At 38.8% G+C, this 15,017-nt stretch carries 12 protein-coding genes and 1 pseudogene; 4 read left to right on the top strand and 9 right to left on the bottom strand.

The window, feature by feature from the left end; translation table 11 throughout:
* Window positions 1-155: 155 nt before the first annotated feature.
* Window positions 156-842 (bottom strand): Bax inhibitor-1 family protein, encoded by a 687-nt coding sequence (locus BWP33_RS12070; protein ID WP_002642786.1) that lies wholly within the window; start codon window positions 840-842, stop codon window positions 156-158.
* 337 nt (window positions 843-1,179) lie between these two features.
* Between BWP33_RS12070 and BWP33_RS13075 the strand changes: the two are divergent.
* Window positions 1,180-1,828: pseudogene (locus BWP33_RS13075) on the top strand (phosphatidylserine decarboxylase); the annotation flags it as partial.
* Between the two features lie 1,084 nt (window positions 1,829-2,912).
* On the opposite strand, the gene BWP33_RS12060 reads toward BWP33_RS13075, so the two are convergent.
* From BWP33_RS12060 to BWP33_RS12035, 6 genes are all read right to left on the bottom strand, one after another.
* Window positions 2,913-4,331 carry an SPFH domain-containing protein gene (locus tag BWP33_RS12060; RefSeq protein ID WP_002642784.1) on the bottom strand — a complete coding sequence of 473 codons (1,419 nt, stop codon included), beginning with the start codon at window positions 4,329-4,331 and terminating at the stop codon, window positions 2,913-2,915.
* A gap of 261 nt (window positions 4,332-4,592) precedes the next feature.
* Window positions 4,593-6,485, bottom strand: coding sequence for a ribonuclease catalytic domain-containing protein (locus tag BWP33_RS12055; protein WP_002642783.1), 1,893 nt, complete (start codon window positions 6,483-6,485; stop codon window positions 4,593-4,595).
* 88 nt (window positions 6,486-6,573) lie between these two features.
* A complete protein-coding gene (locus BWP33_RS12050) occupies window positions 6,574-7,239 on the bottom strand; it encodes a C39 family peptidase (RefSeq protein WP_002642782.1) in 666 nt (221 codons plus the stop codon).
* Window positions 7,240-7,428: 189 nt separating this feature from the next.
* Entirely contained in the window at window positions 7,429-7,704 is a 276-nt protein-coding gene (locus BWP33_RS12045) for a hypothetical protein (RefSeq protein ID WP_002642781.1), read from the bottom strand.
* Between the two features lie 910 nt (window positions 7,705-8,614).
* Window positions 8,615-9,037, bottom strand: coding sequence for a hypothetical protein (locus BWP33_RS12040; RefSeq protein ID WP_002642778.1), 423 nt, complete (start codon window positions 9,035-9,037; stop codon window positions 8,615-8,617).
* A 64-nt stretch (window positions 9,038-9,101) separates the two neighbouring features.
* The gene (locus BWP33_RS12035; RefSeq protein ID WP_040629371.1) at window positions 9,102-9,977 is read right to left on the bottom strand and encodes a transporter; all 876 of its coding nucleotides are present in this window, start codon (window positions 9,975-9,977) and stop codon (window positions 9,102-9,104) included.
* Between the two features lie 253 nt (window positions 9,978-10,230).
* Between BWP33_RS12035 and BWP33_RS12030 the strand changes: the two genes are divergently transcribed.
* From BWP33_RS12030 to BWP33_RS12015, 3 genes are all read left to right on the top strand, one after another.
* On the top strand, window positions 10,231-11,580 hold the full coding sequence (locus tag BWP33_RS12030) for a DEAD/DEAH box helicase (protein WP_002642776.1): 1,350 nt from the start codon (window positions 10,231-10,233) through the stop codon (window positions 11,578-11,580).
* Between the two features lie 368 nt (window positions 11,581-11,948).
* The gene (locus BWP33_RS12025) at window positions 11,949-13,103 is read left to right on the top strand and encodes a JmjC domain-containing protein (protein ID WP_002642775.1); all 1,155 of its coding nucleotides are present in this window, start codon (window positions 11,949-11,951) and stop codon (window positions 13,101-13,103) included.
* Between the two features lie 240 nt (window positions 13,104-13,343).
* The gene (locus BWP33_RS12015; protein WP_002642773.1) at window positions 13,344-13,664 is read left to right on the top strand and encodes a hypothetical protein; all 321 of its coding nucleotides are present in this window, start codon (window positions 13,344-13,346) and stop codon (window positions 13,662-13,664) included.
* Between the two features lie 167 nt (window positions 13,665-13,831).
* Here the strand turns inward: BWP33_RS12015 and BWP33_RS12010 are convergent, their stop codons facing one another.
* Window positions 13,832-14,482, bottom strand: coding sequence for a trimeric intracellular cation channel family protein (locus BWP33_RS12010; protein WP_002642772.1), 651 nt, complete (start codon window positions 14,480-14,482; stop codon window positions 13,832-13,834).
* A 66-nt stretch (window positions 14,483-14,548) separates the two neighbouring features.
* Window positions 14,549-15,007, bottom strand: a complete 459-nt coding sequence (locus tag BWP33_RS12005) for a low molecular weight protein-tyrosine-phosphatase (protein ID WP_002642771.1) — start codon at window positions 15,005-15,007, stop codon at window positions 14,549-14,551.
* Between the last annotated feature and the right edge of the window lie 10 nt (window positions 15,008-15,017).

Below are 15,017 nucleotides of genomic sequence, written 5' to 3'. Positions count from 1 at the left end.
CGAAAAATGATGTAGATGTGAATTATTAATTTGATAAATCATTTTAATTCAATTAATTAAATTAAAAAATTTCAGGCTGCCTGAAAAATTAAGGCAGCCTGAAAGTAAAATTAATTAAGCATTAATAAACACGCCATTTTTCAGGCTGCCTAAAATTAATCTTCCCCTGTAAATGCCAACAACAAACGCAGCAAACTAGTGAATAAATTATAAATATCAATAAAAATACTCAATGCTGCACTGATGTAGCTATCTTCGCCGCCTTCAACAATCACGCGCGTTTTCCACATAATCATCAACGAACTCAAAAAGACAAATACGCCCGAAATCGTTAACGACAACATCGGCAAATTCAAAAATAAATTGGCAATGACCGCAATCATCACCACCACCACACCAGCCATTAAAAAGCTACCTAATTTATTGGTGTTAATCGCAAATTTTGGGTTACGTGCCAAAGCAGATACCGTGAAAAAAATACCAGCCGTCATCGCAGCCGCCACCGCTACCAATTGTGCGCCGTTGCTGTACATTCCCGCTACGCGTAGCAAGCCACTGAGTAAAATGCCCATGCCAAACGTAAAAATCATCAACAAAATCACACCTGTATTGCTGTAGCGATTTTTTTCAATGACAAAAATCATACCATAGAAAAACGCAAATACGGCAACAATACCAATCCAGCCGCCGCCTAATACCGCCATCGGATTAAACACCATGCCAGCCACCGCCCCTAAGATGCAAGGCAAAAATGACCACGCCAATAAGCGATAAGTTTTTTGCAAAACAAGATTGGTACTGGGCAAACTGTGTCCGTATTGGTTGGTTACTTGATTATCCATCGGTGTTGTCCTTATGGTTAAAATGGTTAAAAATGAACTGGGATTCTAACCTAAATATTTTATTTTGTGGTAATTTATTTTCAGGCAGCCTGAAATTTATTTTGTCAATTCATAAAAAACGTTGCATATCGCCGCCACCCCCACGCCCATTTATCCCTAAAATAACAGCAATTTTTCTATTTTACTGAATACGTTATTTTTTCAGGCTGCCTGAAAACCACAGCCACACACAAATCCCCATTAATATGATAGGAAAATTGCCCCCATTCAGATATAATTCAAGGCTATCATTTTTTTAATCAATCTTGCTCCTGTATTTTAAGCTGAAGGATTCACAATGAACCGTTATTATCCACATACCATTATTGCCCAAGAAGGCTGGCTGTTTATTATTGGCGGACTGGTGTTGAGTGTTTTGTTTACTTGTTTATGTGGTTGGTGGTCGCTACCGTTTTGGGCGTTTACCTTGTTTTGCGTGAATTTTTTCCGCGACCCAGCACGAAATATTCCCGAAGCACCCGATGCAATTTTATCACCCGCAGACGGACGAGTTGTGGTGGTAGAACGCGCGATTGACCCATATCGTCAAACCAGTGCATTGAAAATCAGTATTTTCATGAATATATTCAATGTACATTCACAACGCTCACCTATTTCAGGCAGTGTAACAGAAGTACAGTACACCGCAGGCAAATTCGTAAACGCGTCTTTAGACAAATCCAGCAACGAAAACGAACGCAACGCGGTATTAATGACCACACGCACAGGGCGTGAATTAACTGTGGTACAAGTAGCAGGGTTGGTTGCGCGTCGCATTTTGTGTTACACCAATAAAGGCGACAGTATTTTGCGTGGCGAACGCTATGGTTTCATTCGTTTTGGTTCACGCATTGATGTATATTTACCATTAGACGCAACAGCAAACGTGGCAATTGGCGATAAAATTCGCGCCAGTGAAACCATTTTGGCGTATTTGCCATTAGAAAAATCCGATGTGCCCGATGATGAAAACAATGGTATTTCTACCAATAAATCGTTAGCTGAATCACGCTTAAAAGCCGATGTCCAAGCGCAACATGCTGAATCTACACCTACCGCAGCCAGCACAACAACACAATTTGAGTTGACGCAAGTATCTGAAGAAGAAGCACGATTGAAAGCCGAAACCGAAAAATTAAAAGCTGAAAATGAGCAAGCACGTCAAGCAGTAGCACAAGCCAAAGCACAAGCCGATGCAGAGATTGCACAATTAAAAGCCCAAGCCGAACAAGCACGTTTGGAAGTGGAACGTGCCAAAGCTGCAGCCGAAGCCGAAATGGCAAAATTAAAAGCGGAACAAGATGCTGCCGCCGCTAAAGCAAAAGCTGAACAAGAAGCCAAAGCTCAAGCAGAAAAATTAAAAGCTGAACAAGAAGCCGCCGCCGCTAAAGCTAAAGCCGAACAGGAAGCTAAAGCTCAAGCAGAAAAATTAAAAGCTGAACAAGAAGCCGCTGCCGCTAAAGCTAAAGCCGAACAGGAAGCTAAAGCTCAAGCAGAAAAATTAAAAGCTGAACAAGAAGCCGCTGCCGCTAAAGCTAAAGCTGAACAGGAGGCTAAAGTTCTGGCAGAAGCAAAAGCAAAAGAAGAAGCCATCGCCAAAGCGCGTGCCGATGCGGAAGCCAAATTAAAAGCAGATGCTGCTGCTAAAGCAAAAGCAGCTACAGAAGCAAAAGCAAAAGTAAAAGCCGAACAAGAAGCCAAAGCAAAAGCCGAAGCTGAAGCGTTAGCTGAAATTGCAGCACGCCCACCCATTGTGCGCCGTGAAGTGTTTGCAGCCGTGCCCGAACCTTGGCAGACCATTGAACCGCGTGAAGTGATTATTCGGACGGAAATCAAAGATAAAAAATAATTATTAAATGAAGGCAGCCTGAAAACGCATTGATAAAATGTTTTCAGGCTGCCTTTTGATTTAACAATTTAATTCTTAATTAATTTTCTAATTCAAGGATACGGCGATTAGAATAAGACAACCATGACCGCTGTGTACATAATGACCATATGGTGCCAGTACAATTTGACTTCACTGTATCTCTATTCTGTATCATTGGGGCGAGTAAATTTCTCAATCAACTTCTGACCGTTTTCAAATTGCCCCAAACTCTCCAGCATAGAACCCAAATTTGCCCCACCTTGCGATGACAACAATTTGCTTAATTTATCCATACCGCCCACCACAGAACCACCATCATTCACAATCAATTTCAAATCCGCCGCCGACAACGCTTTAGCCTGTTCAATACCAATTTTTTCATTGGCTTCCACTTGGCGAATTTCAATCAAATAGCGTTGATAACCTTCATTTTCACCAATTTCTTGCGCTAACTGAATTTGCCCCGATACCAAAGAAATTTCCAATAATTTTCGCGCTTCGGCTTCAGCAGAACCGATTTTTGCGATACCTTGCGCTTCTTTATCTTTAGTTTCCAAATTTGCGGCGGCCGCCAAAAACGCTTGTTCTTTCTGACCTTCTGCCACCAAAATTTGGCGATTACGTTCAGCTTCGGCATTCACTTCCATCACATTTTTATCCGCCATTGCTTTGATTTCGCGCTCACGCTGGTCTTTTTCTGCATTCACAATCGCCACATCTTTAGCAATTTCTGCCTCACGCGTGCTGGTTACGCGTTTTACCGCCATTTCTTGCTCGGCAGTGATTTTCTTTTCGCTTTCAATTTGCTGTTGTGCTTTTTGTTCTTGCAACGCCACTTCACGATGATTTTCTACCGTTTTCATACCGACCGCTTGTTCGGCTTCTTGGCGTTTAATGTCGGCTTCTTTTTGGGCTTCAATTTCTGCCAATTGAGCTTCTTTTTGATTTTTGGCAACTTCAGTACGGCTTTGGCGTTCAATATCCGATTGCTTAATTGCCATAATATTGTGAATCACTTTACTGTCGCCACTGTCGCGAATATCCATTAATTCAATGGCTTTCACTGGCTCAACGCCCCAATTTCGCAACTGTTCGCGTACTGCATCAGTAAAATCTTGTCCCAATTCGCTACGCATTTGCAAAATGTCATTCAAATTTTTGCTGGATAAAATAGAACGCACCGAACCTTGAATAATCGCTTCCAATTGTGCTTGCAAATCCTCAAAATTAGACACGCGCTGCGCAGCAAGATTAGATTCTGAAATACGGAAAAATGCTGTCAAATCCACTTTAAAAGGCAAACGTTCCAAATCATAGGCTTCATAATCATTGATTCGCACATCAAAAACTGACATCGGCAGCACAATCGTGGATACACCCAATTTCGGAATCCACGATGGAAATGCGTAATACACATTGCCATTATTGGTGTCTTTACCAAATGATTTGGTATCACGATTGGTTTGCACGATATGTACTTCGTTGGTTTTTACCACGCGACGATACAACAAAGCCAACACCAAGCCAATCATCAGCAAAGCAATCAAAACAATCATGCCAATCACAACAAAACCAGTCATAGTTGAACCCTTTATTTTTGAGATGGAAGAATCTTTCAGGCAGCCTGAAAGTGATTTAACAAATTGAATCTTAATGATTATATCACAAATATTATAATAATGAGTTTTATTTCAATTTCCCTATAGAATAAAGGCAACCTGAAAACCAAATTTTTCAGGCTGCCTAAAAGATTTTTGTTTTATACCACAAAGCTGTCTAAAATATATCATTGAAAAATTTTAATTTTCCAATTAAATAGATAATTTAGGCAACCTGAAAGATTATTCATCTAATAAACTAGATTTGCTTACATCATCTGGAATAACTGTTAAATATTTCAATGCGATAAATTGTTGCTCTGGGTCAATTTCATTAATGGCTAATTTCACAGTGGATTTAGGCGCGATTTCCAGCGGAATACCTGTTGCGCGTGCCGTCAAAGGTAAACCTTCTAAACGTACCAATTCTTCTTTCAATACTACCGCATTGATTTCACGAATATTTTCTTGTTTCAACCATACCATCGCCCAATAACTTTCCATCATATCCTGAAACGCACGGTACGCAGAATATGCCGCCTCAAAATTCCCCAATGCCACAAATAAATCGCTTTCAGTATTATCAAAACGCGGTGCAACATCATTTTGCAGCACGCTTTGCAATTGTTTTTGGTTGATGTAATCACTAGCACGGCGCAAGGGAGATGTGAACCAGCCATAATGCGCCACGTTCATACCAATATGTGGCTCAGAATGCGTAGACATTCGCACGCGCCCACTGGGTTGCACGCGAAATAATCCAGCCAAATTATTATCATGCAACATTTTTGCCCAAGATGTATTTGCCAAAATCATCATTTCACTAACCAGCGTATCAATCGGTGAACCACGCTCACGGCGTGTGATGATGACTTTACCATCGGCATCAAAATCAATGCCATAATCATATTTTTTCGGCAATGTAGGGTCTTCTAAACGGTCTCGTTTTTTTTGCAATTCGTATGATAACTCAAGCAGATACAAGCAATCCGCATGATGTTTGAATTGCAGATTGTCTGCACTGCCTACACCTGTTTCACTGTTAAAAAACGGTTCGATATGCTGAATACGCAAATTGGTTTCAATGGGTACCAGTTCAATTTTACTAATTGGTTCAGAGAGTTGCCAATCCGAACTCACATCAAAATAAATACTAAACGCTGGCACAATTTTACCTTCGTCCAAGCTAAATGCACTAATCCAATTTTTAGGCAACATCGTGATTTTATTGGCAGGAAAATACACCGTACTCAATCGCTGAAGAATAATTTTCTCAATCTCGCTGTTTGGTTCAATCGCCAAAGACGGTGCGGCGATGTGAATCCCCACACGTTTCACGCCACCGCCCAAATCTTGTACCGACAACGCGTCATCTACTTCGGTCGTGGACACATCATCAATGGAAAACGCTTGTACATTTGCCACTGACAAATTTTCAGGCTGCATGGACATCACCACATCAGGTAACACTGTGCCACGCGGAAAATATTTAACTTCAAAACGTTGTAACAAATATTGTGGCATAGACGTGATACCACCCGTGTGTTTTGCCAATTCATATGCGGACATTTTCAGCGTATCCATAGCCTGATAAAAAGCTTTATAAGCCAAGGATTGTTTGTCAGGTGCGTGCAAAATTTTGGGCAACTCAGTAGCGATTTCATCAGGCAAGCTGCCTGAAACCAATTGTTCAGCCCATTTTTGGACTTGTGCTTCTTGTCGAGCTTTGCGTTCAATGGCGTCAAGTGCTTGTTTTAATACATTTTCAGGTGCAGCTTTGAATACACCTTTATTTTTTTTATGAAAATACATTGGCGCAGCATACAACGCCATCAAAGTTGCTGCTAATTGGCTTTTGCTGGGCTGACTGCCAAAATATTCTTTAGCGGCTGCCTGAAAATCAAATTCATCAGTCCCCACACATTCCCATAATAATTCGGTGTCTATATCATTGGCTTGGACTTGAACGGATTGCAAAAAATCATCCATGCTGCCATCAAATTCAATAAATACGTTGTTGATTTTGATTTTGACGCGTTTACCATGTTGAGTATTGGCTTGATAAGTGGAATCGTTTTTTTGAATAATGCTGGCGACTTTGAATTGTCCGCCGTCTTCATAGAAAATATTTGGCATAAAATCAGAAAGGTTTTGTATTGAGATAATACGATTATAACGGAAAAGGCTGCCTGAATCATTCAAACAGCCTTTTGTTTGTTTCAATTTAACGTTTTTGCCAAATGTACAATTGTTTGACTGCAAAATGTGTTTGGCGAATCGGTTTTTTATTAAAAAATATTGAATTTTCTGAAATATCTAATTTTTTAGGTATAATTGCCAATATTTTTCCTTCCATATCGCCATCACGTGTTTTCCACGCATCTAAAAATTGAGATTTACTCATGGAAACATGACCTAATGATGGGTCTGCCAATAAAATTGTATGCTCATTAATACCACGCAAAACGGAAAAATGGTCATTTTTTCGGTATTTCAAATACACAATCACAGGGATTTTCAGTTGCATCAATTGTTCAAATGGCAAAGCATAGCCTTTAGCTTGGAAACCCAATTCAGGCATAATGCGTTGCATATCTTCAAATGATGCTCGCATTTGGGTTTTGTCCATTTTATTCAATATGGTTTCTTCGGTCAGACTTTGTCCATAAAAATTATTCAGCAAAGTAGCAACCGAAGCCGCACCACAGGAAAAATCCAAATCTTGTTTCACAATACCGAAGTCTCGTTTTTCTTTCCAGCTTTTTACGCGAATGGTTTGATGCACAATTGGATTTTCTATATAAAGTGGTTGAGCATGAATGAATGCAGATAAAAATATAATAAAAATAAATAGATATTGTTTCATAATTTTATTCACGTAATCAATCATTTCTTCTACTCCAAGAGCCAGTACACAAAAACTATTTCAGGCTGCCTGAATGTTGGAATTTGGATAAAACTATAGAAAGTGTAGACTTCCTGCGAAACAATAATCCCCATTTTTTAAAACAAGCTTAATTACAGGATTTAGCAAAATTCTAAAATCTAGAAAAATTGCGGTTTCGCCGGAAGTCTATTTTTAAAATTTCAAAATGTACTTCAAAAGTAAAAAATTAATTAATGATAATGTAAAAGTTTGAATAAATATCATTAACCCATTTTTAGGAAAGTATTTTTTAATAATTAAATAAATAACAAAATCTATTGGGATAATAATAAGCCCCAAAAATATTTCCACTGCCTTTATATTTTGATTAGCAAATACTTGGCTATCCAAACTATTTAAATTCTGTTGTGCCATCACAGGTGCAGACAACATAGCTATAGTGATTACCGTTGCGATTTTAGTTTTCATAAGTGAAAATTTTATAGTCAGAAAATACTGCTGTTACTACTGGGGACTACTTAAAAATTGTAAATTAAACCAAACAAATACTGGTATTTTTGTTGCAACCAAACACAGAACGAGTGGGCAATAACTGCCCACCCGACACTTACTAATAGCTAATAGTAAAACTTAATTTTCATCATGATCATAATATGAGTAAATAGAATAAAAACATGAGCAAAGAAAGAAAACAAACATGTAAAACTCCACTATCCCTAAGAAAACAAAAATGATAAGAAATAAAGGAAATAAATACATATATTTCCTATCTAGTTGTTTCCATTTTACAATTAAATAACTCAATGTTGCGCAAACAAAACTCAACGCAGGAATAATGAAATAGACAATTAATTCACTCATATATATTACCATGAAAATAAATTATTTACGAGGATTGCTTGCTGTATTTGCCAAACTTGCGCCAAAAAAGCCACCCAAAGCTGCTGCAACTAATAGCAACTTCCCCCTGAGTCTCTTTCATCTCAGTTTGAGATAATTCCATTGCCTTAACATTTTAACATGATTTATCTTTATAACTTTTATTAAGATATTTCGCTAAAAAATAAAAGAATAAAATCAAAATAAATAGATAAGAAAAATAATATAATAATTGCTTTATTGAATCATTGAACGATAACATATTGGTTATATGAGTAATTTCAATACTACATAATGTTAATATGGAAGTAGAAATAAGAAATAAGATATTACTTAACCATTTTTTTCGTCCAATATTTTCAATCATTCTCAAGCAACCTAGAAAGCACCCAACCGTTGCCATTATATATAATAACACCATGATAAACTCTAAGAAAGCTACTAAACTTATTTAATTAATTAGTTTAGTAGCAAATTTTATTTACAAATAGTTAATAAATTAACGGCGGAAAGTATGATTTTTACCAGTATTACCAGCATATCCGTTAATACCACCAATAACTCCTGCTAATGCAGCTCCCCTCATACCATGTACCAAAGTACTTGCTCCCGTAACAGGACTAAGAACCCCAACAGCTGCACCAGTACCAATGGCTGCCATATGTCCATTAAAGTTGTATGAGCCAGCCAAAGCAGCACCTGCCATATAACCAAAATGACCACCAACACCACCCATTACACCACCAATCGCATTTGCAACCCACTCCCCCTGAGTCTCTTTCATCTCAGTTTGAGATAATTCCACTGCCTTGATATTTTGATTGGCGAATACTTGGCTATCCAAACTATTTAAATTCTGTTGTGCCATCACAGGTGCAGACAACATAGCCATAGCAATTACCGTTGCGATTTTAGTTTTCATAAGTGAAAAATCCTTATATTGAAAGTTAAAAAAGAAAGTACTACTGTTACTACTGGGGTGCTGCTTAAAAATTGTAGGTCAAACCAAGTTTTAATTCGGAAGTGCTTTGCCCTGATGCTTTCCAACGCACAGAAGCATTCAAAGCAGTATCTTTTGTGATGCCATAACCAATACCAGCATGAGCGTAGGTTGATGTGTTACGAGCAGACAGTTTTTTGCCATTTTGTGTATCAGCTTGTGCATTGAGCCATTGCACACCACCCGTTAAGCTAATTTTATCGTTTGCTGCAAAACTGATAGATGGGTTCAGCATAAAATAATTCCCTGATTTATATGAATTCCCATCTATATTTTTCTTCAAATTATGGCGATACGTCGCAGTCAATGACAAAACAACTGGGTCAATCGCTTTGTAAGTCGTCGCACCAACTACCCACGATTTTCCAAATGATTTTTTATCCTGTGATTTTTCATAAACCAATGTTTCTAAAAAGCCAATTAATGCAGGATTTTTACCATCTTGCATAAACGTGTGGCTCACGCCCAGCGAAAAATCAGATAAATTGTTATTGCGTTTTTTCAGGCTGCCTGAATCGTTAAATTGTCGGTCGCTGCGCCATAAATAGTTGGTGTTACCGTAAATATCGGTTTTGTCTGTCAAACCGTAGCGTAAACCAACCGTGCCAACCACAATATCGCTATTGCTATCGGTTTCATTGATGGCTGTGGGAACAGCGACAAAATTGGTTGCACTGGTTTGTACATAAATGGGGTTGGCAAATTGCATTTGGCTGCGTTCTGTATTCACGTAGCTGATGCTACTTTCTAGTTTAAGTTTGCCTTTGTCGGTCAGCAGCTCTTCTAAACTCAATGGCAAGTCGGCATGAGCCAATGACGTACAGGTAACCCAACTAACTGAGTTTACAAATTTATTTTTCATAATTAATTCAATTATTTCATTAATGAGAATAATACGCATAAAAAACTTAAAAGTAAATAGTATTGATTTTAAATTAAAATTATTTTTATAAATTTCATTATTCCGATTAAATAAGGCAGCCTGAAGAACTGCACGTTCAGCAATTCAAATACACAAAAATATTTTCAAGCTGCCTAAATTCAGTATTCTGTTAGAATATGGCTACTTTTTCAGGCAGCCTGAAAACCCATTATCAATAAGAAAGAGAATAACAATGAGCCAATTTTCACAACTCGGACTCGGACAAGAAATCACGTCCGCACTCGCCGAACAAGGCTACGAAACACCCACCCCCATTCAAGCTACCGCCATCCCCAAAGCATTAGCAGGACATGATTTACTCGCCGCCGCTCAAACAGGCACAGGCAAAACCGCTGCATTTATGTTGCCCAGTTTGGAACGCCTAAAACGCTACGCCAATGCCAGCACATCGCCTGCCATGCACCCCGTACGAATGCTCGTGCTGACACCCACGCGCGAATTAGCCGACCAAATTGACCAAAATACCCAAAATTACATCAAAAATCTGCCATTGCGCCACACTGTTTTATTTGGGGGCGTAAACATGGACAAACAAACCACCGATTTACGCACAGGTTGCGAGATTGTCGTGGCAACCGTTGGGCGATTGCTTGACCACATTAAACAAAAAAACATCAATTTAAACAAAGTGGAAATTGTTGTGCTGGACGAAGCTGACCGAATGCTGGACATGGGTTTTATTGATGATATTCGCCAAATCATGCAAATGTTGCCGCGCCCACGCCAGACGTTGCTGTTTTCAGCGACTTTTGCACCCGCTATTCGCAAATTGGCGCAAGATTTTATGAACTCACCTGAAACCGTGGAAGTTGCTGCGCAAAACGCCACCAATGCCAATGTAGAACAACATGTTATCGCAGTTGATGCCTATCGCAAACGCGAATTATTGGAACGTCTGATTGTAGACTTGCAAATGCCGCAAGTGATTGTATTTTGTAAAACCAAACAATCTGCCGACCAAGTGGCACGAGATTTGGTAAGACGTGGTCTATCCGCGAATGCGATTCACGGCGACAAATCGCAACAAACGCGTTTGGACGTACTTAGCCAATTCAAATCCGGCGAATTACGCGTACTTGTGGCGACCGATGTCGCAGCGCGTGGTCTGGACATTGCAGAATTGCCGTTTGTGATTAATTACGAATTGCCGACTCAAGCAGAAGATTACGTCCACCGTATCGGGCGCACAGGACGCGCAGGCGCAGATGGCGTGGCAATTTCCATGATGGACGACAACGAACAAAAAATGTATTTTTCAATCAATGAACTGATTGGGCAAGAATTACCGATTTCTAAAATTGAAGGATTTGAACCGCGTTGGGAAATGGGCGATGAACCGACTTCAGGCAGCCTGAAAAGTGAAAAAACCATCTCTAAAACCCCAAACCGTGTGGAACGCAAATTCGCCAAAACAAAAGCCGAAGCCATCACTTACCCAAAAATTGAAGGGCGCAGCACGCGCAGGCGTGGACTTGAAAGACGGACATGTGCTTTGTTACAACGCAATTTTGGCGCAATTTAAGCCAAATTTTAGATTCGCTTATCGCCACCATACCCCCGCTGAAACCTGTACAACGCCCGATGTTTTCTAAATATTTTTATAAAATATTTGAATTTATAGTGCAAAAATGATTTTTATTGATTGAATTTTAAACTAATGATGAACCTAAAAACTCATTGGCTTAATTCCACCTTTCCAAAACGGCTTAATTCTGAATGTGCGTTTGTGCTTCGGGTGAGCCGTTTTATTTTTAAAATTTGAGAAAACCATGGATGTACCTAAAAATCAAAATCTCTTTTATTAAAAATTATTTTTTAAAAGGTATTGACAAATGAAAAGTATCCAACAATAAAATTTCTTAAAAATTAGGAATGATAGAGATTTGCATTATGTATTTAAATTTGAATATTACTGCAGAACACTTTCGACAGGAATTTTTGTATAAGCAGCCTAAATTGTTTAAAGGTGCGGCTAAAGACGTACCAATAGATTGGCAATATATCAATGAATTGTATCAACGTGCCAATCCAGTTGATGAATTGTTCCGTCTGCGTAAAGGCGAAATTGTACCAGTATCGGCATATGTGGAAAGTTTTAACGATATAGGCAGAACTCGTTACCGTTTCAATAAAGCTGCGGTTTATGAACATCTACGCAAGGGTGCAACGATTGTTTATAATCGGATTAACAATGAGCCTTTGGTCGATGCTATTGCCAAACACATTGCTCAATTTGTGCAAGCTCAAACTGTAGTGAGCGGTTATTTGGCATTTGGTAGTGATGCTTCATTTAAAAATCATTGGGATACGCGAGATGTCTTTGCGGTTCAGTTAATGGGCAAAAAGCATTGGTCGCTGTATGCGCCCAATTTTGAAATGCCTCTTTATATGCAACAAAGCAAAGATGTGAATGTTCCCGAACCACAGCACCCAGATATGGAAGTGGTTTTAGAAGCTGGCGATATTTTATACATTCCGCGTGGTTGGTGGCATAGTCCTGTCCCCATGAATTGTGAAACGTTCCATTTGGCAATCGGCACGTTTGCGCCAACAGGCTATCAGTATATGGAATGGCTGATGAAAAAAGTTCCGTCCATTGTGGAATTGCGCCACAATTTAAACAATTGGCAAAGCGACCAAAATCGCATTCAGGTTGCCGCGCAAAACATAGCCAAATTATTAGTAAACCGTGAAAACTACGAAACCTTTAAACAGGAGTTTTTAGGTGATCACCGTGCCGATACCGCATTCAATATGCAGATTTTTGGCAATCCACACAACGACAGACTTCCCGAAAATGGCACAATCAAACTCAATTCACTGGACAATCGCACCATTACACAAGGTTATGTGATTGCCAATGGTATCAAAACTAATTTGGATAACGACAGTCAAACCATTTTGCAATGGATAGCTGACCAGCATTATGTTGAATTGAGTCAACTGAATGAGTTTTGCCAAAACCAAAATATCAATTCGGAGAAAATGAATAAATTGATATTTGAGTTGGCAATAGTTGGTGTGTTGGAGTTTATATTGCCATAATATGGAGTAAATTTTAATGCTTAAAATTTTGATTTTTTGTAAATATTTTTATGCTCTTTTATTGCTTGTAACACCATTATTATTTATTTTTGAGTATTTTAGTGATTCATCAACAATTAATATGCAAATTTATTGTAGAGCATTATTTACTTTTATGATTTTATTTATTTTAACAAATTACACCATATCAACTTATTTTTTAAAACACTAAACTAAACATTTTATTAGGAGATAAAAATTATGATTGAATTATCAATAAATGATTTAAATCTTGTAAGTGGGGCTGGTTGTATCGCAACTACTCTTTCTGGTATGGCAAATGGTGGGCAATCAGGTGCGATATTAAGTGGTGCAGTAGGTTTAGGGGTTTCTGCGTTTACTGCTGGATTGTCTGCACCTGCTACTGTAACTTTTGGTGGAATAGTTGGTGGCACTACAGGTGTTGTTGGTGGTGGTATTGCTACTGGTTACGAATGTTATCAAGAAAGTAAACAAAAAGACCAATCCGGTAATGACTACGGTAATACTACCAATAAAGACGGCAATGCTTACGGTGGTTAATTTAGGTTGTGCGGAATATGAGTAAACAACCCTTTTTCCGCCCTAAATTTAGGCGCAATTCAGAGCGATGGCATTGCATATGGGTGTTTTGCAAAGGTTTCAGCTTAAAAGCACCAAGCACCTTTAATCCATCAAAATTTTTGATGAATTAAACGCACTTATTTTATTTATCTTTTTTTTGGTTTCCATGTCAAATCAGGCAAATTCCAACCGCGATACACCGCCAACATTCTGATGACAAAAATCAACAGCAAAGTGGTTACACTCCGCACCCATTCACTCACATCAGTATGCAGTAATAACAAATAATACACGCTGCCAAGCAATGACGCTGTAATGTAAATTTCTTTTTGCAGCACCAACGGAATTTGGCGACACACTATATCACGCAATACGCCGCCAATAATCGCCGTAACCGCACCCATCAACATCACAATCGGCGCACTCATGCCACGCGACAAAGCTGCCTGCACCCCAATCACCGTAAATGCTGCTAACCCCAACGCATCAAACCAACGCAAGCTCTTATCCAGCTTATCCAAAAAATGATAAAAAATCTGAATAATTGTAGATAAAACCATGATAAAATACAGATAATTCAAATCGTGTAGCCAAAAAATAGGGTGGCGGTTCAACAGCAAATCGCGTAACGTCCCACCGCCCACACTCCCCAAAAATGACACAAAAAACGCGCCAAAAATATCAAATTGTAATCGTTTTGCTAACATGGTCGCTGCCGCCGTACAAGCTGCAACACCAACCATATCCAAAGCGTAAATAATGCTGCTTGTCGGTAAAGTTTGAGAAATATCCATCATTTCAGGCTGCCTGAAAATAAACATCTATAAAATTAGAAATATTATAAAAATCAAATTATTGGTAAATTACAATATGCCACGTTGAATTTGTATTAGTAGTTCATTACAGCATTGCTGAATAATTTCGCGCGTTTCCACAAAATTACCCGTGTACCAAGGGTCAGGAACGTGGTCATATGGACTATTTTCAGGCAGCAAATCTGTAATTTTAAATAATTTTCTGCTTTTTCCGAATTGTTTTTCCATATCAACTAAATTTTGATTGTCCATCACAATCAAATAATCATAGTATTGCCAATCGTCTCGCGTTACTTTACTGCTGATAAAATCGCGTGAATCAATATTCAAACCATCTAAAATATCCGCCGTACCACAGTGCATATATTCGCCATCATGCCAACCCGAAGTCCCTGCGCTGGCAACTTCCAACACAATACCACGTTTAGCCGCCATATCGCGCAATACATATTCTGCCATCGGCGAACGACAAATATTCCCTAAACAAATAAACATTATTTTTTTCATCAGGTTACCT

This window comes from Simonsiella muelleri ATCC 29453 (genome assembly GCF_002951835.1).
In the GTDB taxonomy this organism is placed as follows: Bacteria; Pseudomonadota; Gammaproteobacteria; order Burkholderiales; family Neisseriaceae; genus Simonsiella; species Simonsiella muelleri.
Note: the sequence above shows the minus strand (reverse complement) of the source record. Positions and strands in the feature narration are given on the sequence as shown.

Bases quoted from the DNA above. Each gene is read 5' to 3' on its own strand.
- BWP33_RS12070 (WP_002642786.1), bottom strand. From the start codon at position 842: ATGGATAATCAAGTAACCAACCAATACGGACACAGTTTGCCCAGTACC.
- BWP33_RS12060 (WP_002642784.1), bottom strand. From the start codon at position 4,331: ATGACTGGTTTTGTTGTGATTGGCATGATTGTTTTGATTGCTTTGCTG.
- BWP33_RS12055 (WP_002642783.1), bottom strand. From the start codon at position 6,485: ATGCCAAATATTTTCTATGAAGACGGCGGACAATTCAAAGTCGCCAGC.
- BWP33_RS12050 (WP_002642782.1), bottom strand. From the start codon at position 7,239: ATGATTGATTACGTGAATAAAATTATGAAACAATATCTATTTATTTTT.
- BWP33_RS12045 (WP_002642781.1), bottom strand. From the start codon at position 7,704: ATGAAAACTAAAATCGCAACGGTAATCACTATAGCTATGTTGTCTGCA.
- BWP33_RS12040 (WP_002642778.1), bottom strand. From the start codon at position 9,037: ATGAAAACTAAAATCGCAACGGTAATTGCTATGGCTATGTTGTCTGCA.
- BWP33_RS12035 (WP_040629371.1), bottom strand. From the start codon at position 9,977: ATGAAAAATAAATTTGTAAACTCAGTTAGTTGGGTTACCTGTACGTCA.
- BWP33_RS12030 (WP_002642776.1), top strand. From the start codon at position 10,231: ATGAGCCAATTTTCACAACTCGGACTCGGACAAGAAATCACGTCCGCA.
- BWP33_RS12025 (WP_002642775.1), top strand. From the start codon at position 11,949: ATGTATTTAAATTTGAATATTACTGCAGAACACTTTCGACAGGAATTT.
- BWP33_RS12015 (WP_002642773.1), top strand. From the start codon at position 13,344: ATGATTGAATTATCAATAAATGATTTAAATCTTGTAAGTGGGGCTGGT.
- BWP33_RS12010 (WP_002642772.1), bottom strand. From the start codon at position 14,482: ATGATGGATATTTCTCAAACTTTACCGACAAGCAGCATTATTTACGCT.
- BWP33_RS12005 (WP_002642771.1), bottom strand. From the start codon at position 15,007: ATGAAAAAAATAATGTTTATTTGTTTAGGGAATATTTGTCGTTCGCCG.